This window comes from Streptomyces sp. NPDC025651 (assembly GCF_055558735.1).
On record NZ_JBVHLZ010000009.1, the window covers coordinates 433,338 to 455,016 of the forward strand.

The following is a 21,679-nucleotide window of genomic DNA, read 5'->3' on the forward strand; positions in this document are numbered from 1 at the left end:
GGCTCGGCCGCCCCGCGCCGCTCGGTCTTGCGGCCATCCGGACCCGCTACGCGACCGGTGTCCCCTCCATGAGGTGGTACGCGGGCATGCCGGGCTCCAGCTTCATGGCGACCGTCGAGGAGAGGGCGAAGCCCGCACCCTCGAACAGCGCCCGGAACTCGTCCTCGGTGCGCTCCCTGCCGCCGGCGTACACCAGGTTGTTGAGGTCGGTCATGCCGTACGTGGCGGAGTCCTCCGGCGTGAGCACGGCGGGGACCAGCGTCTCCACCACCACGACCCGGCCGCCGGGCACCATGGCCGCGCGGCAGTTGCGCAGGATCGCCGTGGCCCGGTCGTCGTCGTGGTCCCTGAGCACATGGCCCAGCAGGCAGACGTCGGCTCCCGGGGGCACCGGTCCGAGGACGTCCCCGGGGAAGGTCTCGCAGCGTTCCGCGACACCCGCGCCGGCCAGCGCTGCCGCCGCGCGCTCCAGCGCCTCGGGCCGCTCCAGGAGAAGCCCCCGCGGGCCCGGCGCCGCGGCCAGGACCGCGGCGAGCAGGGTGGCCTCGTCGCCGCTCAGGTCGGCGACGACGGCGAACCGGGAGAAGTCGTACGCCTCCGTGATGCCCGCCGTGAGCACCTGGTTGCCCATGATCTTCGCGAGACGGAACTTCTCGGCGAGCTCCGGGTCGCGCATCAGCATCTCGTGCGGCGTCAGTCCGGTGTCGGGGTTCCTCGGCACCTCGCCGTCCCGTACGACCCGCGGCAACTCGCCCCAGGCGCGCCACAGTTCCGGCATCGCCGACAGCAGGACCTCGTCCCGCAGCGAGCCGGGCGCGTCCCGGGTCAGCAGGCGGCCGGACCCGGTGAGGGCGAAGCGGGTCGCGTCCTGCTGGTCGACCACGCCGAGCCCCACCAGCGCCCGCAGCAGGCGGCGCAGCGCGGCGGGGTCGGCGCCGGTCCGGTCCGCGATGTCCCGGTGGTCGAGCGGGCCGTCAGCGAGGGCCTCGGCCACCCCCAACTCCGTGGCGGTGTAGAGGATCTGCGCGGGGATGTAGCCGAAGGACATCTGTGCCAGGGGCTGTTCGATCGTCACGGGTTCCTCTTCTTCCTGCGTCGCGGGGACGTTCTCCGGTGCGGGCACGCCTCACGAGGTGTACAGGGGCAGCGAGTTGACGCCGATCATGTCGGCGGTGGGGAAGAACCCGGGCGCCTTCCCGGGGTCCGTACGGAGCACGGGGAAGCGGTCGAGGAGCTTGTTCAGCGCGATGCGGCCCTCCAGCTGGCTCAGCGCGGCACCGATGCAGTAGTGGATGCCGCGGCCGAACCCGAAGTGCGGATTGGGGGAGCGGGCGGGGTCGTACACCTCGGGGTCGGTGAAGCGGAGCGGGTCGCGGTTGGCGGCGCCCAGCCACAGGAAGACCAGTTGGTCCTTGGGGATGAGCTGCCCGGCGATCTCCACGTCCCCGGTGGTGCCCCGGGCGAGCGTCGCCGAGGGCGGCAGCATCCGCAGCGCCTCCTCGATGGCGCCGGGGACCAGCGACCGGTCCGCGCGCACCCGGGCGAACTGTTCGGGCGACGCGTCCAGGCACAGCACCGTGTTGCCGAGCAGCATGGTGGTGGTGATGTGCCCGGTGACCAGGAGGATGTTCGCGACGTTGACGACCTCGTTGTCGGTGAGGCGTTCGCCGTCGGCCTCCGCCAGCGCAAGCTGGGTCAGGAGGTCGTCCTTCGGGTGGCGCCGGCGGTCGGCGACGTGGTCCGCCAGGTAGGCGAGGAGGGGCTTCAGGCGCTCCGTCGCGTCCTGGAGTTCCTGGGTGCTCTCCTCGCTGTCGTCGAGGAACGAGGCGCCGCTGAAGCCCTCGATGATGTTGTCGGCCCACTTCTTGAACAGGTCGCGGTCACTGTCCGGGATGCCGAGGAGCTCGGCGATGACGATGACCGGCAGCGGGTAGGCCAGGTCGGCGACGAGCTCCAGCTCGGACCTGCCGTCCATCTCCTCGATCAGGTCGTCGACGATCTCGGTGATCCGCGGTTCGAGGCCGGCGATCAGCCGGGGGGTGAAGGCCCGGCTGACCAGGCCGCGGAACGCGCGGTGGCGCGGCGGGTCCATCTGCGACATGTCGCCCTCGGTCAGCGAGGGGTCGACGCTCACGGGCAGGAGCCGGGCGGTGTCGGAGGAGAACGTGCCGGGGGTGCTGAGGATCTCCAGGCACTCGGCGTGGCCGTAGACGTTCCACAGCCCCTGTGCCTCGTCGAACTGAACGGGTGCGGCCGGGCGTTGGCCGCGCAGCCAGCGGTGGTCCGGGTGGATGTTCCACCGGTCGACGACCGTCGTCATCAGATCACTCTTCTTCCGGGAGGGAGGGGTACGGGGGCTCGGTCGGTCCGCCCGGTCCAACTGGCGCAGCCGGTTCAGCCGTTGAGGACCGGCAGTCTGGCCACGCCGGTGGCGTCCACCACGTGCCCGAACCTCGGCGGGTGTGCCGGGTCGGTGCGCAGCTCGGGGAGGCGGTCGAGGAGGATGTTCGTCGCGGTCCTGGCCTCCAGCCTGGCCAGCCTCCTGCCCATGCAGAAGTGGACGCCGCGGCCGAACCCGAGGTGCGGGTTGGGGGAGCGGCCGGCGTCGAAGGTGTGCGGGTCGGCGAAGACCCGCTCGTCGCGGTTGGCCGCGCCGCACCAGGCCATGACCATCCGGTCCCCGGGGATGAGCTGCCCGCCGACCTCCACATCGGTGGTGCTCACGCGCATCACCCCCGCGAGCGGGCTGAGGTAGCGCAGGGACTCCTCGATCAGGGCGGGCACCAGGGACCGGTCGTCGCGCACCCGCCGCGCCTGGTCGGGGAGTTCGATGAGGCACAGCGCCGTGTTGCCGACGAGCAGTTCGGTCGTGTGGTGTCCGTTGATCAGCATCCGGTTCGCGATGTTGAACACCGCTCCCTCGGAGAGCCGTTCGCCCTCGAACTCCGCATGGACGAGGTGGCTCAGCAGGTCCTCACGGGGGTGCTTGCGGCGCTCGGCGGCCTGCTCGGCCCAGTAGTCGCGCATCTCCCGGAGCAGGCCGAACTGGTCGTCCATGGTGGCTTCCTGCTCCTTGATGCTCTCGGGCGAGTCCAGCTCGCCCGCATCGTCGAGCAGCCCGTGCATCCAGCGCTTGAACAGGTCGCGGTCGCTGTGCGGGACGCCGAGCAGCTCGGAGATGACCGCGACCGGCAGCGGGTTGGCGAAGTCCAGGACCAGGTCGAAACGGTCCCGGTCCACCAGGCCGTCGACCAGCTCGTGGATGATCTGTTCGACCCGGGGCTGGAGGGCGGCCACCAGTTTGGGGGTGAACGCGAAGTCCACGAGACCGCGCAGCTTGCGATGGAGCGGTGGGTCCATCTGCGGGAAGTCGCCCTCCTTCACCCAGTCCTCGACCTCGGCGTCCACCAGACGCCATCCGTCGTTCGAGAACTTCTGGGGCTGGGTGAGGACTTCGACCGTCTCGGGATAGCCGTAGACCATCCACATTTCCAACTCTTCGTTGTATTCGACGGACCGTTCCGGCTGCTTTCCGGTCAGCCAGAAATGGTTCGGGTGTATGTCCCACTGATCCACGGGCATAGACACGGAAGATATCCCTCCTGGGGGATCAGGATTCGGCTGACGCGGATGCGATTCGCTGTCCAGTGTTCAAGTGCCGCCTTGCGCCTGTCAAGGTCGGGGAAGTCGGGCGGAACGCATGTGAACCAGTGTGGAACAGGAGCGGTCCGGCGGATGTGGAACGTTACCGGGAAGGAGATATGCGGCCCATCATCGAGGCGACGTCGCGCTGTTTTCCGGGTGGGCCGGAGGCGAACGAGCAGCGCACCCGTTCTCGGGCGTCGTATTCCTGCTCCTGACTCAGTTTGAACATCCCGTCGACCTGCGAGACGGCGATGTGGAACGCGCCGACGCCGGGCAGGATCCGGCGGAAGTAGTCCACCGAAGCCGACATGTCCCAACCGGCGCCGAACTCCGCCTCCAGAGCGCTCACCGTGGCCTTGATGACCTCGAGCGTCTCCTCGGGCGACTCGATCCTGGTCAGCGTCCCGCGCGCGTGAACCGCGGTGAAGTTCCAGGTCGGAGCGGCCGGCGTGCGCCCGTACAGCGTCGGTGAGACATAGGCGTGCGGCCCCGTGAACGTCACCACGGCGGGCGCCCCGTCGGCCAGGGCCGACCAGTGCGGATTCGCCCGGTTCATATGGCCCCACAGCGTCGCGCCCGGCAGCTCCGCAGGCGGTTGCCCCGGCCTGGGATCGAAGATGACGGGCACGTGCGTCGCGTACGGTGCGGCGCCGGCGCCGCCATTGCTGGCCAACTGGGCCAGCGGATTCTCGCGTATCAGATTGACGATCCACGACCCATCCGGTTCACGGTACTGATCGGGAACGAACATACGGGGCTCCTTTCTCGATGCCGTGGTGCTCTCGGTGTTCATGGCGTGCAGACGATAGTTCGTCGCCCCGGCTCTCTGCCACTCTTTCGTGCACGGGATTCCTGCGGGCCCAGGGAAACAATCGGTGCGGGTGGATAAATGCTTCCGGGGTGGTATGTTCGGCGCCCCGCAGAGCGGCCGTGATTTCCTTTGTCCGGGCCGTACTTCGAAGCCGAGGATTTCTTCCGCTTCGGCCCGCGCCGCCGCGGCTTTTCCCTCACTCACCACGATCGGAGTGCCATGAGAATGCGCAGCCCGCGGCCGCGCCGCTACCTGATGTGCCGGCCCGACCACTTCGACGTCACGTACACCATCAACCCGTGGATGGACCCCTCGAAGCCCGTCGACACCGCGCTCGCCGTCGCCCAGTGGGAGCGACTCGCCGAGCTCTACCGCGAGTTGGGGCACCGGATCGACCTCATCGAGCCCGTCCCCGGTCTGCCGGACATGGTGTACGCGGCCAACGGCGCGACCGTCGTGGACGGCAGGGTCCTCGGCGCCCGCTTCCGCAACGCCGAGCGGTACGACGAAGGCCCCGCCTATCTGGAGTGGTTCCGCGCCAACGGCTACACCGAGGTGCACGACCCCGTCCACATCAACGAGGGCGAGGGCGACTTCCTCGTCACCGCCGGCTGGGTGCTGGCGGGCCGGGGCTTCCGCAGCAGCCCCGAGGGGCACGCCGAGGCGCAGGAGTTCTTCGGACGCCCCGTGATAGGCCTCGAACTGACCGACCCCCGCTACTACCACCTCGACACCGCCCTCGCGGTGCTCGACGGCGACGAGGTGATGTACAACCCGCGGGCCTTCTCGCCGGGCAGCCTCGCCGTCCTGGAGCGGCTCTTCCCCGACGCGGTCCTCGCCGCGCCCGAGGACGCCGCGGCCTTCGGGCTCAACGCGGTCAGCGACGGACTCAACGTCGTCCTGCCCGAGGCGGCCACCGGCCTCGCGGGCCGGCTGCGGGAGCGCGGTTTCACGCCCTGGCAGGTGGACCTCTCCGAACTGCTCAAGGGCGGCGGCAGCGCCAAGTGCTGCACCCTCGAACTCCGTGACTGAGCCCGTTGGTTGACGCTCCGTCCGTTCGGGGCGAGCCGCGCCGCCGCGGGGCGGCGCGGCTCCTTCCGCGTCATGGCATCCGCTCTTCGACGAGCCCGATGAACCGGGCGGCGGTCGAGTGCGCGTAGAAGTCCCGGGGCGTCACCTCGGGCAGTCCGCGCTCGCGCATCGCGGCGAGGACGCGGACCACCAGCAGCGAGTTCCCGCCCAGCTCGAAGAAGTTGTCGTCGGCTCCCACCTCGGTCCTCAGACAGTGGCTCCAGATGTCGAGGATGCTCGCGGCCGGCTCGCCCGACGCCCCGGGGGCGGACGCGGGCCCTGGCGTCGGCCGCCCGGCCCCGCGCCCGGCCGGGGCGGGCGGCGGCAGCCGGGTCGGATCCGGCTTCCCGTTCGCGGTCAGCGGCACCGAGGGGATCTCGGTGAGCGTGGCGGGCGTCATGTAGTCGGGCAGGATCCGGCGGGCGCCGGCCAGGATCCGCTGGGCGCGGGTCTGAGCGGAGCCCTCCCCGAGCCCTTCCGCCGCGTCCGCGGGAACGATGTAGGCGTCGATCCTGCTGCTCGCGGGGTCGCCGGGCGCCGCCTCGCCGACCACCACGACGGCCGCGGCGACCAGCGGATCGTCCAGGAGCACGTGGCGGATCTCGCCCAACTCGATGCGGTGCCCGCGGATCTTGACCTGGCCGTCGAGGCGGCCGAGGTGGTCGAGGGTCCCGTCGGGGTGGAGCCGCCCCATGTCGCCGCTGCGGTACAGACGCGTCCCGCTCTCCTCGTCGACGACGAACCGCCGCGCCGTCAGTTCCTCCTGGCCGAGGTACCGGTCCGCCAGTCCCGCCCCGCCCACGTAGATCTCCCCGGCGGCCCCGGGCGGCAGCAGCCGTCCCGCCGCGTCCCGCACCGACACCGACCAGCCGGGCAGCGCCCTGCCGACCGAGCGGGAGCCCGCCACGACGTCCGCGGGGGTGACGGTCCGCGCGGTCACGTGCACCGTGGTCTCGGTGATGCCGAACATGTTCACCACCCGGCACCGCGAGGGCGGGTACCGGGCGAACCACGCGGTGAGCAGGCCGACGTCGAGCGGCTCGCCGCCGAACACCAGCAGCCGAACCGGGAGTTCGCCCTTCCCCTGCTGGTCCGTGCGGACGAGCTGGGCGAAGGCCGACGGGGTCTGGTTGAGGACGGTCACGCCCTGCTCCGCCAGCAGCCGGTGGAACGCGTGGGTGTCCCTGGCCACCCAGTAGGAGACGACGACCAGGCGCCCGCCGGTCAGCAGACAGCCCCAGATCTCCCACACCGAGAAGTCGAAGGCGCTCGAATGGAAGAGCGTCCACACGTCGTCGGGCCCGAGGCCGAAGTCGGCGGTCGTGGCGTCCAGCAGGGCGGCCACGTTCCGGTGCGGGACGACCACGCCCTTGGGGCGGCCCGTCGACCCGGAGGTGTAGATGACGTACGCGTCGTCGTCGACGCCCGCCTCCCCGTCCCCGGCACCGTCGCCGGGGGAGCCGTGGGCCTCACCGGCGGCCATCAGCTCGTCGGGGCTCACCACCCGGACCCCAGGCAGGTCCGGGAAGGTCCCCGGCTCGCCGACCACCAGCCGCAGCGAGGCGCTCTCGGTGATGTAACCGACCCTGTCCGCCGGGTAGTTGACGTCCATCGGCACATAGGCGCCGCCCGCTTTGAGGATCCCCAGCAGGGCGGCGACGAGGGAGGCGTCACGGTCGAGGAACACCCCGACCCGGTGGCCGCGCGCGGTGCCGAGCGCCCGCAGCCCCGCCGCGATCCGCTCGGCCCGCTCGCCGAGTTGCCGGTACGTCAGTTCGCCCGCCTCGTCCACGACCGCCACGGCGTCCGGGCGTTGCCGCGCGACGTCGTCGAAGAGGACGTCGATGCGCGCGGCGGGCCCGGGCCGCACGCCCGCACCGCCCAGGCGCAGGACCTCCTCGGTCTCCCGGGCGTCGAGGAACGGGATGCGCGACAGCGCGCTCACCGCGGCGTCCGGGGCCCCCTCGTCCTCGGGGGCCGCTGCCGCCAACCGCGCGGCCAGCCGCTCCACGGAGGCGCAGAACAGCTCCGCCACCCGCGGCGACACCGCGCCCTCGTCGAACCAGCAGGAACCCTCGAACGTCCCGTCGGGCCGCTCGGACCCGAACACGGTGAGCGGGAAGACCGGTGCCAGGCACGGCACCCAGGTGCGGTCGTCCTTCGTACGCGACAGCACGACGCCGACCGGAGGGAGCAGCGGACCGGCATCGGTGGGAGACACGGCGCCCACCCGCGCGAGGAACTCCGCGGGCCCCTCGGCGCCGTCGGCGTCCGCGATGCGCAGCAGCTCCGCGCGCGGGGCGTCCCGCGCTGCCTCGTACCGCCCGACCTCGACCGTCCCCTCACCGCTGTACCGGGCCAGGGTGAGCGCCACGGCGGCCGTCAGCGCCGGCCCGGCGTTCCGCGCGATGCCGTCCGGCAGGGCCAGCGGCCGCGCACCGACCAGACCCGCGCGGTGCGGATCCCCCAGCCCCCAGTCGGGCGCGGCCCACGGGCCGAGGGGGCGCACGGCCCCGGAGGGCTCCGCGGGAGGCGGCCCCCCGGCTTCGGAGCCGTACGCCAACAGGTCGGCCACGGCGTCCAGGACGCCGCGCGGTACCCGTTGCCGGTCGGCGACGAGCACCAGGTCCGCCGCCCCGTCCGCGTACCGCAGCACGAGGGCGCGCAGCGGCGCCCTGCCGTCGCCCACCGGCCGCAGCGCCTCCCGCCGGGCCCGCTCCCGGGCGGCCGCCGCCGCGCGGGGCTCGGGCACCGCGGTCTCCCAGAGTCGCGCCGGACGCAGCGCGGGGCGGCGGGCGACGGCCTCGGCCAGCCGGCCGGAGAGCTCCGCCGTGGTGACGGGCTCGGCGAGGCGCAGGAGCAGGCTGTGGCACAGGCGTCCCCGGCCGGACAGCGGGACGCCGGGCAGCGGGACGCCGGAGAGCGGGACACCGGACGGCGCCGCGAACTCCCCGGGCGCTCCTCCTCGGCCGAGGCCGGGGGTGGCGCCCTCGTCGGCTGCGCGTCGTGGATTCTTCGCGGCTGTCGCCATGGTGCGGCCTCCTGCGGGGGGTGCGGGCAGTGCGATGGCATGGAGCGGGCCGGGGGAGCTCACCGGCTGGTGAAGCCGCCGTCGACGGTGACCACCGTGCCGGTGACCTGGCTTGAGTCGTCACCGGCCAGCCAGACGGCGGCTCCCGCGACGCTGGACGTCTCGACGAGCGCGTTCATCGGCTGGTCCCGCAGGAAGACCTCTTCGTGGTCGTCGGGCGGGATGTCGAGCGACCGCGCGATCTCCGCGAGCATCCGCCCGTCGGCCAGCGGGTTGTCCCGCACCGAGCCGGGACAGATCGCGTTGACGCGGATGTGGAAGGGCGCGCAGTCCAGGGCCGCGGCCTTCGTCAGCCCGATGAGGCCGTGCTTGGCCGTCACGTACCCGCCGAAATTGCGGTATCCGACCAGGCCGGCGGTGGACGAGACGTTGATGATGCTGCCGGACCGCTGCTCGATCATGGTCGGTACGACGGCCCTGATCATCCGCCAGGCTCCGTTGAGGTTGGTGTCCAGCATCAGCAGCCAGTCCGGCTCGCGGATCTCGTGCACGGGCACGCCCGAAGGCGTGGCGATCCCCGCGTTGTTGACCAGTACGTCGATGGTCTCGAAACGGTCGAGCGCCTCGTCGACCGCCGCGCCGGTGCGTTCCAGGTCCCGCACGTCGACTTCGGAGGCGATGACGGCGCCGCCCTGCCGCTCGCACAACTGCGCCGTGTACGCCAACTGGTCCCGGCTGCCGAGCGGGTAGCCGACGCCCTCGACATCGTGGCCGATGTCCAGCAGCAGCAGATCGGCGCCTTCACGCGCGAACCTGATCGCGCACTCCCTGCCCAGCCCGCGCGCCGCTCCCGTGATCACGGCTGTTCTGCCCTTGAGCAACATGCCCGCGCTCTCCCTTCAGGGGGTCCGTCAGCATCCGGCGATGGTGCGCAGCAGTGCTTCGGGGGACTCGGCGAGGTACATGTGGCCGCCCGGCAGTTCGGCGTACCGGAACTCCGCACTGGTCGTGGAGCACCACTGCCGTGCGTGCTCGCGCGTGACCAGGGTGTCGTCCGCGCCGCGCAGCGATGTCACAGGGACCCGCAGCGGCTCGTCGGACGACGGCTTGTAGTTCTCGTGCATGGCCACGTCCGCCCGCAGCACGGGCAGCAGCAGTTCGCGCAGGTCCGGGTTGTCGAACGCCTCGTGCCTGTACCCGGCGAACTCCTGTACGCGCTCCAGGAACTCGTCGTCGCTGAGCCCCGTCGCCCGCTCGTCCCGTCCGTTCCACGGGCCCGGTGAACCGCTGACGTACACGTGCGAGGGGCCCGGGTGCCCGCGCCGCGCCAGTTCGTGTGCCAGTTCGTAGGCCAGTACGGCTCCGAGGCTGTGGCCGAACAGCGCGAACCTGCCCGCCCCCGCGGTGAGGTCGACGATCTCGGGCGTGAGCCGCGCGGCGGCGTCGGCGGCCTCGGTGAAGGGTTCCTCCAGGAACAGCTCCTCACGTCCCGGCAGTTGCACCGGCAGCACCGTGATGCCGTACGCGGGCACCTCCGTCCAGGCGCGGTAGAAACCCGCACCGCTCCCGGCGAAAGGCAGACAAACCAAGGACAAGGGCTCTGACGACATGGGTTCCTCGTTCTTTCTCGGACTGCCGGCTGGGGCCCGGTGAACCGCACGGTTCCGGGACGGAAGAACGATGGCGAAACGGCTCAGGCCGTTACCGGAGAATCGGAAAGTCAATGGTGCGGGCAGTGCATCCGCTGATTTGCCGGGAGGCTATCCGAGGCGGCGAATGCCGTGCAATGACTCGCCGGGCCCGCCCGCGCACCGTGCGGCGCGGGGCGGCTCCTGCCGCAGGTCCCGCTGGTGCGAGGCGAGTCGGCGCCCTGCCGGATGTCCCGTCGACAGGACGGAACGGCCCTCGGCCGCCGGGCGCCGGTGAATCCGCGAGGCGGCCGCACGAACGCGGCGAAAGCTTGACCCAGGCAGCTCACAGGCATGAAGCTGGGCTCGGACCTGAGGGGTGATGTGCCCTGCAGGTATCAAGTCCGGTAAATCCCGCGGGGATTAACCGATGGCTGGCTCGGGTGGTGCGCCACCCCCTTCCCTGAACCTTCTTCAGGTTTTCCCTGATTGATGTCGTGGACATCAGCGCAATGCAAACCGATTCTCCGATCCATTTGTTCGGTGGGGTGATGCACGTGCGTGATCCGGTGGAGCCGTACCGGTCACTCGAGGGTTTCAACGACACGGCGACGCCGGTCCCCGGCACGACGATTCCCGAGCTGTTCGGGTACTGGGCGAGGCGGGCACCCGACGCCGTCGCCGTGGTCTGCGGCGACCGGTTGCTGACCTACCGGGAGCTGGACGTCAGGTCGGCCGGGTTGGCGCGCGAGCTGTGCGGGCGCGGGGTGGGTCCCGAGTCGCTGGTGGCCGTGGTGCTGCCCCGGTCGACGGAGCTGGCGGTGGCTCTCCTCGGGGTGCTGCGCGCCGGTGCCGCGTACCTGCCGATGGACCCCGACTACCCGGCACGGCGCGTCGAGTTCATGGTGCGCGACGCCCGGCCCGCCCTGCTGATCGGCGCCACGGAGACGGCGGAGCGCTTCGCCGAAGACTGCCCGGGACTCGACGTCGTGGACCTCGCCGACCTGGCACGGGACACGGATCCGGCGCACCTCCAAGGCCCAGCTCCCGCACCGGACTTCGACGAGCCCGCGCACCCGGGACGGCTCGCCTACGTGATCTACACGTCCGGGTCGACCGGCATCCCCAAGGGCATCGGCGTCACGCACCGGGACGTGGTGGGACTCGCGGCCGACCGGGGCCTGAGCGGGCCTCACCACGAACGGGTGCTGCTGCACTCGCCGTTGGCGTTCGACGCCTCGGTCTACGAACTGTGGGTGCCGCTGCTGAGCGGCGGCCGGGTCGTCGTGGACCCCGCCCCCGACCTGATCCCCGCGTCGCTGACCGCGCTCGTGGCACGGCACGGCGTCACCGGGATCTTCCTCACCAGCGCCCTGTTCAGCCTGCTCGTCGAGGAGGACGCGCGCTGCCTGGGCGGGCTGAAGGAGGTGTGGGCGGGCGGCGAGCGCGTCGTGCCCGAAGCGGTCCGCAAGGCCAGGGAGGCCTGCCCCGACACCGTGTTCGTGAACGCCTACGGGCCGACGGAGACCACGGTGTTCGCCCTCTGCCACCCGGTGGGGCCCGCCGAGGAGATCGGCGCGGAGGTCCCCGTCGGACGGCCGCTGGACCACCTGCGCACCCATGTGCTCGACGCGGAGCTGCGGCCGGTGGCGCCCGGCACACCGGGCGAGCTGTACATCGAGGGCATCGGCGTGGCGCGCGGCTACCTCAACCGGGCGGGGCAGACCGCCGAACGGTTCGTCGCCTGCCCGTTCGGCGCGCCGGGCGAGCGCATGTACCGGACGGGGGACGTGGTGGAGGCCACCCCCGGAGGCGCACTCGTGTACCGCGGCCGGGCGGACGGCCAGGTGAAGCTCAGGGGCTTCCGCATCGAGACGGGCGAGGTCGAGTCGGTGCTGCTCGCCCACCCGGGCGTCGGACAGGCCGCGGTCGTCGTCCGGGAGCCGGCGGGAGCCGGGTCGGCCAGACAGCTCGTCGGCTACGTGGTGCCGGCGAGGGCGGGCCGGGGCGCGGCGGGCGGGACCGGCGGCGCGGCGGAGTTCGCGCTCGGCTCCGGGCCCGCCACCGGCGAGCTGCGCGGGTTCCTCGCGGAGCGCCTGCCGCAGTTCATGGTGCCGACCGCGCTCGTGCTCCTCGACCGGCTGCCGCTCACCCCGAACGGCAAGCTCGACCGCGCCGCGCTGCCCGCCCCCGAGCTCACCAGGGGTACGTACCAGGCGCCCCGCACCCCTGCTGAGAAGGCCGTCGCCGGTCTTCTCGCCGAGGTGCTCGGTCTGGATCGGGTCGGCGTCACCGACGACTTCTTCGCCCTGGGCGGCGACAGCATCCAGGCGATCCAGGTGGTGACGCGGGCCCGCGCGCAAGGGCTGACGCTCAGCCCCCGCGAGGTCTTCCGGCACCGTACGGTCGCCGCCCTGGCCGAGGCCGCGGCCGCGGGCGGGGACCGCGGCGGCCGGCCACCGGAGCTGGCCGAGCTGCCGGGCGGCGGGGTCGGGCCGATGCCGCTGATGCCGGTGGCCAGATGGATCAGCGGACTCGGTCCGGGGTTCGACCGGCTGTCGCAGGCCGCGGTGCTCGAACTGCCCTCGGACATCGACCGGGACGGGCTGACCGCGACCCTGACGGCGGTCGTCGACCGGCACGACCTGCTGCGCACCCGGCTGACTTCCGACGGGCTGCTCACGGGCCCACCGGGGTCGGTCGACGCGGGGGCGCTCGTCCGCCGTGTCGCATGCACGGGGGACTGGTCCTCCGACGGCTGGCGGCAGCTGCTGGTGGACGAGGTCGACCGGGCCGCGGGCCGGCTCTCCCCGGCGTCGGGCGTGGTGGCACAGTTCGTCTGGTTCGACCCGGAGCCGGGCGCGGTCCTTGAGCCGGACGCTGCCCTCCATCCGGGTGCCGACCTTGAGCCGGATACTGTCCTCCCGCCGGCCGCCGCCTCCCGGGCGGACACTGTCCTCCCGCCGGCCGCCGCCCTTGAGCCGGGCGCTGTCCTTCCGCCGGGCGCCGCCCTGCCGTCGGGCGCTGTTCTCCAGTCGGGTGCCGCCTTTGAGCCGGGCGCTGTCCTCCAGCCGGACGCCGCCCCCCAACCGGCCGTCGGCCCCGGCCGCCTCCTCGTGGTGCTGCACCACCTGGTCGTCGACGGCGTGTCCTGGCGCATCCTGATGCCGGACCTCGCCGCCGCCTGGCAGCGCGTCAGGGCGGGCGACCTCCCCGAACTGCCCGCCGTCGGCACCTCGGTGCGCCGCTGGGCCCACGCCCTGGCCGAGAGGGCCGCCACCGCCGAGTGCACGGCGGAGCTGCCCCTGTGGCGATCCGTCGTCGAGGGCCCCGACCCGCTGCTCGGGGCCCGCCGCCTGGACCCCGCGGTGGACACCATGGCCACCGTGGCCAAGACGAGGATCCTGCTGCCGGTGCCCGTCACCGAGGCGCTGCTGACCTCCGTACCGCAGGCCTTCCACGGCTCCACGGCCGACGCGCTGCTCGCGGCACTCGCCCTCGCGGTCACGCGCTGGCGCCGCGGCAAGGGGGACGACGTGCCCTCGACGCTGCTCAGGCTGGAGGGCCACGGCCGCGAGGAGGATGCCGTGCCCGGCGCCGATCTGGCCCGCACCGTGGGCTGGTTCACCAGCGTCTTCCCCGTCCGGCTCGACCTGGCGGGCCTCGACGTCGACGAGGCGCTGGCGGGCGGTCCCGCGGCCGCCGCCGCGTTCAAGGCGGTCAAGGAACAGCTCCTCGCCATCCCGGGCAAGGGCCTCGGCTACGGGCTCCTGCGGTATCTCAACGACGAGACCGCGGCCGAACTCCGCGACCATCCGCTGGGCCAGATCGGGTTCAACTACCTGGGCCGGTTCTCCGCCGCCGACATGCCCGAGGAGCTGCGGGGCCTGGGCTGGACGCAGACCGAGGACCTCACGGAATTCGCCGAACTGGCCGAACTGGACGCGGGGCACGACGCCCGGATGCCCGCGCTCTGCGAGGTGGACGTCAACGCGATGGTCACCGACACCCCGGAAGGCCCCCGGCTCGGCGCCCTGTTCGGCGCGCCCACCGGAGTGCTGCCGCCCGAGGAGGTGCGGCACATCGCCGACCTGTGGGCCACCGCGCTCGAAGGCCTTGCCCGGCACGTCGCGCAGCCGGGCGCGGGCGGGCTGACCCCGTCAGACGTCCCCCTGGTGGACGTCCGGCAGAGCGAGATCGAGGAGTGGGAGCGGCGCCACCCGGGCCTCGTGGACATCTGGCCGCTGACCTCCCTCCAGGCGGGCCTGCTCTTCGAGTCCATGGCCACCGACTCCGCCTTCGACGCCTACCAGGTGCAGTACACCCTCCATCTGTCGGGACCCGTCGACGCCGCCCGGCTGCGGGACGCGGCACAAGCGCTCCTGGACCGGCACCCCGCTCTGCGTGCCGCCTTCGTGCCCAACGCCGCCGGGGACCTGGTGCAGTTGGTCGTGGAAGGCGTCACCCTGCCCTGGCACGAGAGGGACCTGAGCGGCCTCGACGAGGCGGCGGGCGACGAGGCGTTCGCCCGGCTGCTCGCCGACGACCTGGCCGCGCACTTCGACCCGGCGGCGCCGCCGCTGCTGCGGATGACCCTGGTCGCCAGAGGGGCGGGCCGCTTCGAGCTGGTGCTCACCGCGCACCACGTGCTGTTCGACGGATGGTCGATCCCGGTTCTCGCCCAGGACCTGCTCCGGCTGTACGGCTCCGGCGGCGATGCCTCCGTACTGCCCCGCGCCCGTTCCCACCGCGAGTTCCTGGCCTGGCTGGCCCGCCAGGACCGCGCCGAGTCGACCCGGGTGTGGGCGGCGGAGCTGGACGGCTTCGGCGAGCCCACGCTCCTGGTTCCCGACACCGCCCGGCCCCGCACCGCGCGGCCCGGCATCGGCCAGGTCGACGTACCGCTCCTCGCGGCGACCGCGCGCGACCTCGCCCGGCGCGCGGCGGAGCTCGGCGTCACCCTCAACACCGTCGTCCAGGGCGCCTGGGCGGTGCTCGTCGCACAGTTGACGGGGCGTCAGGACGTGGTGTTCGGGGCCACCGTGGCCGGTCGCCCCGCCGGGCTCCCCGGCGTGGAGTCCATGGTCGGGCTCTTCCTCAACACCGTTCCCGTACGCGTCAGTTGCGCGCCGGGCGACACCCTGGCCGACGTGCTGAGCGCACTCCACGACCGGCAGGGCGCACTCCTGGACCATCACCACCACCCTCTGCACGAGATCCAGCGGACCGTCGGCGCCCCCGCTCTCTTCGACACGTATGTGGCGTTCGAGTCGTTCCCGCTCGACAAGGCGGGGATCGCCGGTGCCGGTGAGGAGGCCGGGATCGCCTTCACGGGGCTGCGCCCCTTCGCCACCACGCACTATCCGCTCTCCGTGCTGGCGCTCCCCGGCGGCGACGGCGCCCCCCTGCGCCTGGTCCTCCAGCACCGGCACAGCGCCGTCGACGACGCCGAGGCGCGCACCCTCGCCGACCGCTTCGGGCGGGTGCTGCGCCGGTTCGCCGACGGCACCGCGGCGCGGGTCGGCTCGGTCGACCTCCTGGACGGGGCCGAACGGCTGCGGCTGCTGCGGGAGTTCAACGACACGGCGGTGCCGGACGCCGGGGCGACGACCGTTCCCGAGCTGTTCCGGAGCCAGGCGCGGCGGACTCCGGACGCCGTCGCCGTGGTCTGCGGCGACCGGTCGCTGACCTACCGGGAACTCGACGCGCGCTCGGACCGGCTGGCGCGCCGCCTCGCCGCGCGCGGGGCGGGCCCCGAGGCGCTGGTGGCGATCGCCCTGCCCAGGACCGAGTCGCTGGTCGTCGCGTTGCTGGGGGTGCTGAAGTCCGGCGCCGCGTATCTGCCCCTCGACCCCGGGTATCCGGGCAGCCGCCTGGAGTTCCTGCTCGCCGACGCGGGTCCCTCGCTGATCGTCACCGACGAAGCCACCGGGCGGACGCTGCCGCCGGCCGACGTACCCCTGTTGCCGGCCGAGGACCCGGACGCCGGGGACCCGGACGCCGGGGACCCTGATGCCGAGCACGCGACCGGGCACCCGAGCGGTCCGCGCCCGGAGAACACCGCGTACGTGATGTACACCTCCGGCTCCACCGGCACGTCCAAGGGCGTGGCCATCACCCATGCCAACGTGACCAGTTGCCTGCCCGCGCTCATGGCGAGCGTGGAGGCGGGGCCCGGTGTGCGCATGCTGGCGGGCTCCTCGGTCAACTTCGACGTGTCGGTCTTCGAGATCTTCTCGACGCTGTGCGCGGGCGGAGTCGTCGAGGTGGTCAGGGACGTGCTGACGCTCGGCGAGCGCGACGGCTGGTCCGGCGGCGTCGTCAGCACCGTCCCCTCGGTCTTCACCGAACTCCTCGACCAGCTGCCGGGGCGGATCAGCGCCCGCACCGTGATGCTCGCGGGCGAAGCGCTCCCGGTCTCCTTGCTGCGCCGCATCAGGGAGGCGATCCCCGGCGTCCGCGTCGTCAACGGCTACGGCCAGAGCGAGACGTTCTACGCCACCGCCTACCGCGTCGACGGCACCGACGCGTGGACGGGCGAGGGCACGGGAGCCCCGATCGGAACCCCGCTCGACACCGTCCGGGTGTACGTGCTCGGAGCGGGACTGCTGCCCGTACCGCCCGGTGTGGTGGGGGAGTTGTACGTCTCGGGGGCCACCGTCGGCCGCGGCTACCGCGGGCGACCCGCACTGACCGCGGGCCGCTTCGTCGCCGACCCGTTCGGACCCGCGGGCGCCCGCATGTACCGCACGGGCGACCTGGCCCGCTGGAGCGCGCAGGGCCAGTTGGAGTACGCGGGACGCGGCGACGCCCAGGTCAAGATCCGCGGGGCCCGCGTGGAGCCCGCGGAGGTCGAGGAGGCGCTCACCGCGCACCCCGACGTCGACCAGGCCGTCGTCACCGTGAGGGACGGCAGGGGCGCGAGCGCGGCACGGCGGCTGATCGCGTACGTGGCCCCCGGAGGCTCCCCCGAGGAGCTGCGCGGCTTCGTCGCCGAGAAGCTGCCGGACTTCATGGTGCCCACGGCGTTCGTCGTCCTGGACCGCTTCCCGCTGATGCCCAACGGCAAGCTGGACCGCTCGGCCCTGCCCGAACCCGAACTCACCGGCGCCGCCTACCGGGCGCCGCGCGACACCCGCGAAGAGACGCTGTGCCGGCTGTTCGCCGAGGTGCTCGGCGTGGCCCGGGTCGGCATCGACGACGGCTTCTTCGCCCTGGGCGGGCACTCCCTCACGGCGATGCGGCTGATCAGCCGCATCCGCTCCGAACTGGGCAGGGACCTCCCGGTCAGCGCCGTCTTCCAGCACACCACCATCGCCGAACTGTCGGGCGCGCTCGGCACCTTGGCCCCCGCGAGCAGGCCGCGCCTGCGCAGGATGACCGACCGATGAGGAGACGCGGAGTGACCCCCCTGTCCTTTGCACAACGGCGGCTGTGGTTCATCGACCGGTTCGAAGGGCCTTCGGCCACCTACAACCTGCCGTTCGTGCTCCGGCTGAACGGTGCGCTGGACGTGGCCGCGCTGGCCTCGGCCGTACGCGACGTGGTCGCCCGCCACGACAGCCTGCGGACGCTGTTCGTCGTGGACGACGACGGCCTGCCCACGCAGGCCGTCGTCCCCGCGGACGACCTGGACCTCACGGTGCCGGTCATCGACGTGGCGCCGCGCGACGGGGCCCCGGCGCCGGACGAGGCCCGGCCGGGCGAGGACGACGCGCTCGCCCGGGCGTTCGCCCACCGCTTCGACCTCGCCACCGAGATCCCGCTCCGCGCGTGCCTGCTGCGCCACGGCCCCGACGAGCACCTGCTCGTGCTGGTCGTCCACCACGCGGCGGCCGACGGCGAGTCCATGGCGCCGCTGGGCCGCGACCTGGCCGCCGCGTACACGGCCCGGCTGCGCTCCGAGCCGCCCCGATGGCCCGAACTGCCCGTGCAGTACGGCGACTACACGCTCTGGCAGCGTGAACTGCTCGGCGACGAGGACGACCCCGGCAGCGTCCTCGCCACCCAGCTGAGGTACTGGCGCGCCGAGCTCGCGGGCGCTCCCCAGCAGCTGCGGCTGCCCACCGACAGGCCGCGCCCTTCAGCCGCCAGCCACCGCGGCGACATGGTCGAGTTCGCCGTCGAGCCCGGTCTCCTCGCCGCCGCGGAGGACCTCGCCCGGGCCAGGGGCGTGACCACGGCGATGGTGATGCAGACGGCGCTGGCCGCCACCTTGCACCACCTCGGTGCGGGGGACGACGTCACGATCGGCTCCACGATCGCCGGGCGGGGCGACGAGGCGCTGACCGACCTGGTCGGGTTCTTCGTCAACACCTGGGTGCTGCGTGCCGACCTCTCGGGGAACCCGACCCTGGACCAGCTCCTGGACCGGGTGCGCGACACGGCGCTGCGCGCGTACGACAACCAGGACGTGCCCTTCGAGCGCCTGGTGGAGGCGTTGAACCCGGAGCGCTCCACCGCGTACCACCCGCTGTTCCAGACCATGTTCACCTGGCAGAACAACGCCGCCCTCGACCTCGAACTCCCCGGTCTGACAGGGCGGTTGACGGCGGCGCCCACCCCGACCGCCAAGTTCGACCTGGAGTTCAACTTCGCGGCCCTCGCCCCGGGCCGGGGCATGATCTGCAACCTGGAGTACGCCACCGACCTTTTCGACCGGTCGACGGTGGAGGCCATGGGGGAGCGGTTCCTGCGCGTTCTGCACCACCTCACCCGGGCCCCCGGCACCCGGCTGGGCGCGGTGGACGTGCTCGCCCCCGCCGAACACGCCCTGCTGGCCCGGTTCAACGACACCGCGGCCCCCACGCCCGAGCTGACGGTCACCGGGCTGATCGAGCGCCAGGTCCTGCGGGCGCCCGACACCGTCGCGGTGGTCCACGGGGCGCGGGAGCTGACCTACCGGGAACTCGACGCCCGCGCCACCCGTCTGGCCCGCGAGCTGAACCGGCACGGCGCGGGGCCCGAGACCTGCGTGGCCCTGGCCCTGCCCCGCTCCGACGACCTGGTCGTCGCGCTGCTCGGCATCCTGAAGTCCGGCGCCGCCTACCTGCCGATCGACCCCCGGTACCCGAGCACGCGACTGGACTTCATCCTCTCCGAGACGCGGCCCCGGCTGATCCTCACCGACACGGCCACGGCGCCGAAGCTCCCCGACGAGGGCACTCCCCGCCTCCACGTCGACGAACTCCCGCCCGCGGACCAGTCCCCGGAGGCCCCGGCGCCGCCCGTGCGGCCGGAGAACCTCGCGTACGTGATGTACACGTCCGGCTCGACCGGGACGCCGAAGGGCGTCGCCATCACCCACCACGGCGTCGTCAACGGCGTGACCCGGCTGGCCTCCGTGGTCGGTGTGGGCCCCGGATCGCGGATGCTCGCCGGCACCTCCGTCAACTTCGACGTGTCGGTCTTCGAGATCGTCACCACCCTCGGTGTCGGCGGCACCGTGGAGATCGTCCGCGACGTGCTGGCGCTCGGCGAACGCCCGTCCTGGTCGGGCAGCGTGATCAGCACCGTGCCCTCGGTCTTCGCGGAGCTCGTCGACCACATCGCGAGGACGACGACCGTCGAGACCGTGGTCTTCGCCGGTGAGGCACTGCCCGCCTCCCTGGTGCACCGGGTCCAGGAGGCCTTCGACGGCGTCCGTGTCGTCAACGCCTACGGGCAGAGCGAGAGCTTCTACGCCACGGCCTTCGTCGCGGGTCCCGCCGACCGGGACGCGTCGGGCAGCGCGCCGATCGGGACGCCGCTGGGCAACATGCGCGCGTACGTCCTGGGCCCCGGGCTCCTGCCCGCGGCGCCCGGAGTCGTGGGAGAGCTCTATGTCGCGGGCGCCGTGGGCCGCGGCTACCACGGCCGCGCCGCGCTGACCGCCGACCGGTTCGTCGCCGACCCGTACGGCCCCGCCGGATCGCGGATGTACCGCACGGGTGACCTCGCGCGCTGGAACGCCGAGGGACAGCTGGAGTTCGCCGGGCGGGACGACGCGCAGATGAAGGTGCGCGGCTTCCGCATCGAGCCCGGCGAGGTCGAGGCGGCGCTGACCGCGCACCCCGGCGTCGCCCAGGCCGTGGTCACCACCCACCAGGGGCCGCTCGGCACCCAACTCGTCGGCTACGTCGTCCCGGTGGCCGTCGGCAACCTGGGCACCGTCGAGAGCATCGGCCACATCGACATCGACCTGACCGCGGGCGTGTCGGTGCCCGAACTGCGCGCCTTCGTCTCGGGCAGGCTCCCCGAGTTCATGGTCCCCGCGGCCTTCGTGGTGCTGGACCGGCTGCCCCTGGCGCCCAACGGAAAGCTGGACAGGGCGGCGCTCCCCGCACCCGAGTTCAAGGGAGGCACGTACCGCGCGCCGGACTCCGTGACGGAGAAGATCCTGGCCGGGGTGTACGCGGAGGTGCTCGGCCTGGAGCGGGTGGGTGTCGACGACGACTTCTTCGCGGTCGGCGGGGACAGCATCCGCTCGATCCAGGTGGTGTCGCGGGCCCGCGCCCAGGGCGTGGAGATCACCCCGCGGCAGATCTTCGAGCGCAGGACGGTGGCCGAGCTCGCCCTGGTGGCGGGCAGCACGGGGGCCGTCGGCGTGCGGCTCGCGGAGCTGGCGGGCGGCGCCGTGGGCCGGATGCCGCTGCTGCCGGTCGCGAAGTACCTGTGCGAACTGGGCGGCGGCATCGGCCGGTTCTCCATGTCGATGGTGGTCGACCTGCCGGACGGCATCGACGCGCCGGGCCTGCACGCCACGCTGGACGCGGTGCTCGCCCGCCATGACGTGCTGCGTTCACGGCTGGTGGACGGCGCCCTGGAGGTCGTCGGGCACCCGGCGGCCGATGCGGCATCCCTCGTCCACCGGGTGGACGAGGACGGCCCCTGGGAGGAGCTGGCGACCGCGGAACTGGAGGCGGCGGCGGGGCGGCTCGATCCGGTGGCGGGGGTGATGGTGCAGTGCGTGTGGTTCGTTCCGGCGGGTCGGTTGTTGTTGGTGTTGCATCACTTGGTGGTGGACGGGGTTTCGTGGCGGATTCTGCTGCCGGATCTGGCGGAGGCGTGGCGTGGGGTGCGGGCGGGGAGTGGGGTGGTGTTGCCGGAGGTGGTGACGTCGGTGCGTCGTTGGGCGCATGCGCTGGCCGATGAGGCGGTCTCGGAGTCGCGTGTCGCGGAACTGGCCTGGTGGCGCTCGGTGGTCGAGGGCCCCGACCCGCAGCTCGGCCGACGGCCCCTGGATCCCTCGGTGGACGTCGTGTCCACGGTGGACCACGTCTGGGCCCGGTTGTCGCCGGGGGTGACACAGGCGTTGTTGACGCGGTTGCCGGCGGTGTTCCGCAGTGGTGCGGTGGATGGGTTGTTGGCGGGGCTGGCGTTGGCGGTGGTGGGGTGGCGGCGTGCGCGGGGTGTGGATGAGGCGTCGGTGTTGGTGCGGTTGGAGGGGCATGGGCGTGAGGAGGGTGTGGTTGCGGGGGCGGATCTGTCGCGGACGGTGGGTTGGTTCACGAG

General features: G+C 72.8%; 10 protein-coding genes. 3 read left to right on the forward strand and 7 right to left on the reverse strand.

Features of this window, described 5'->3' with window-relative positions; translation table 11 throughout:
* Positions 1 to 46: 46 nt before the first annotated feature.
* The 4 genes from ACZ4D5_RS30580 to ACZ4D5_RS30595 form a co-directional block, all read right to left on the reverse strand.
* A complete protein-coding gene (locus ACZ4D5_RS30580) occupies positions 47 to 1,075 on the reverse strand; it encodes a methyltransferase (RefSeq protein ID WP_467775671.1) in 1,029 nt (342 codons plus the stop codon).
* Positions 1,076 to 1,126: 51 nt separating this feature from the next.
* A complete protein-coding gene (locus tag ACZ4D5_RS30585) occupies positions 1,127 to 2,320 on the reverse strand; it encodes a cytochrome P450 (RefSeq protein ID WP_467775672.1) in 1,194 nt (397 codons plus the stop codon).
* 74 nt (positions 2,321 to 2,394) lie between these two features.
* Entirely contained in the window at positions 2,395 to 3,582 is a 1,188-nt protein-coding gene (locus ACZ4D5_RS30590; protein WP_467775673.1) for a cytochrome P450, read from the reverse strand.
* A gap of 163 nt (positions 3,583 to 3,745) precedes the next feature.
* Positions 3,746 to 4,396, reverse strand: a complete 651-nt coding sequence (locus tag ACZ4D5_RS30595) for an FMN-binding negative transcriptional regulator (protein WP_467775674.1) — start codon at positions 4,394 to 4,396, stop codon at positions 3,746 to 3,748.
* A 279-nt stretch (positions 4,397 to 4,675) separates the two neighbouring features.
* Here ACZ4D5_RS30595 and ddaH point away from each other — a divergent pair, with 279 nt between their 5' ends.
* Positions 4,676 to 5,488, forward strand: a complete 813-nt coding sequence (gene ddaH, locus ACZ4D5_RS30600; RefSeq protein ID WP_467775675.1) for a dimethylargininase — start codon at positions 4,676 to 4,678, stop codon at positions 5,486 to 5,488.
* Between the two features lie 70 nt (positions 5,489 to 5,558).
* Here ddaH and ACZ4D5_RS30605 read toward each other — a convergent pair whose 3' ends face one another.
* From ACZ4D5_RS30605 to ACZ4D5_RS30615, 3 genes are read right to left on the reverse strand one after another with little or no spacing between them, the layout of a single operon-like run.
* Positions 5,559 to 8,558 (reverse strand): amino acid adenylation domain-containing protein, encoded by a 3,000-nt coding sequence (locus ACZ4D5_RS30605; RefSeq protein WP_467775676.1) that lies wholly within the window; start codon positions 8,556 to 8,558, stop codon positions 5,559 to 5,561.
* A gap of 59 nt (positions 8,559 to 8,617) precedes the next feature.
* Positions 8,618 to 9,442 (reverse strand): SDR family oxidoreductase, encoded by an 825-nt coding sequence (locus ACZ4D5_RS30610; RefSeq protein ID WP_467775677.1) that lies wholly within the window; start codon positions 9,440 to 9,442, stop codon positions 8,618 to 8,620.
* 27 nt (positions 9,443 to 9,469) lie between these two features.
* On the reverse strand, positions 9,470 to 10,168 hold the full coding sequence (locus tag ACZ4D5_RS30615) for a thioesterase II family protein (protein WP_467775678.1): 699 nt from the start codon (positions 10,166 to 10,168) through the stop codon (positions 9,470 to 9,472).
* Positions 10,169 to 10,743: 575 nt separating this feature from the next.
* On the opposite strand from ACZ4D5_RS30615, the gene ACZ4D5_RS30620 reads away from it, so the two are divergent.
* Together ACZ4D5_RS30620 and ACZ4D5_RS30625 are read left to right on the forward strand one after the other, a co-directional pair.
* The gene (locus ACZ4D5_RS30620; RefSeq protein ID WP_467775679.1) at positions 10,744 to 17,577 is read left to right on the forward strand and encodes an amino acid adenylation domain-containing protein; all 6,834 of its coding nucleotides are present in this window, start codon (positions 10,744 to 10,746) and stop codon (positions 17,575 to 17,577) included.
* An 11-nt stretch (positions 17,578 to 17,588) separates the two neighbouring features.
* Positions 17,589 to 21,679, forward strand: a 4,091-nt coding sequence (locus tag ACZ4D5_RS30625; RefSeq protein WP_467775680.1) for an amino acid adenylation domain-containing protein, incomplete at its 3' end; no start/stop codon positions are given.

What these genes read in the sequence shown, in the direction of transcription:
- ACZ4D5_RS30585 (WP_467775672.1), bottom strand. Translation starts at nt 2,320, where the DNA reads ATGACGACGGTCGTCGACCGGTGGAACATCCACCCGGACCACCGCTGG.
- ACZ4D5_RS30590 (WP_467775673.1), bottom strand. Translation starts at nt 3,582, where the DNA reads ATGCCCGTGGATCAGTGGGACATACACCCGAACCATTTCTGGCTGACC.
- ACZ4D5_RS30595 (WP_467775674.1), bottom strand. Translation starts at nt 4,396, where the DNA reads ATGTTCGTTCCCGATCAGTACCGTGAACCGGATGGGTCGTGGATCGTC.
- ddaH (WP_467775675.1), top strand. Translation starts at nt 4,676, where the DNA reads ATGAGAATGCGCAGCCCGCGGCCGCGCCGCTACCTGATGTGCCGGCCC.
- ACZ4D5_RS30605 (WP_467775676.1), bottom strand. Translation starts at nt 8,558, where the DNA reads ATGGCGACAGCCGCGAAGAATCCACGACGCGCAGCCGACGAGGGCGCC.
- ACZ4D5_RS30610 (WP_467775677.1), bottom strand. Translation starts at nt 9,442, where the DNA reads ATGTTGCTCAAGGGCAGAACAGCCGTGATCACGGGAGCGGCGCGCGGG.
- ACZ4D5_RS30615 (WP_467775678.1), bottom strand. Translation starts at nt 10,168, where the DNA reads ATGTCGTCAGAGCCCTTGTCCTTGGTTTGTCTGCCTTTCGCCGGGAGC.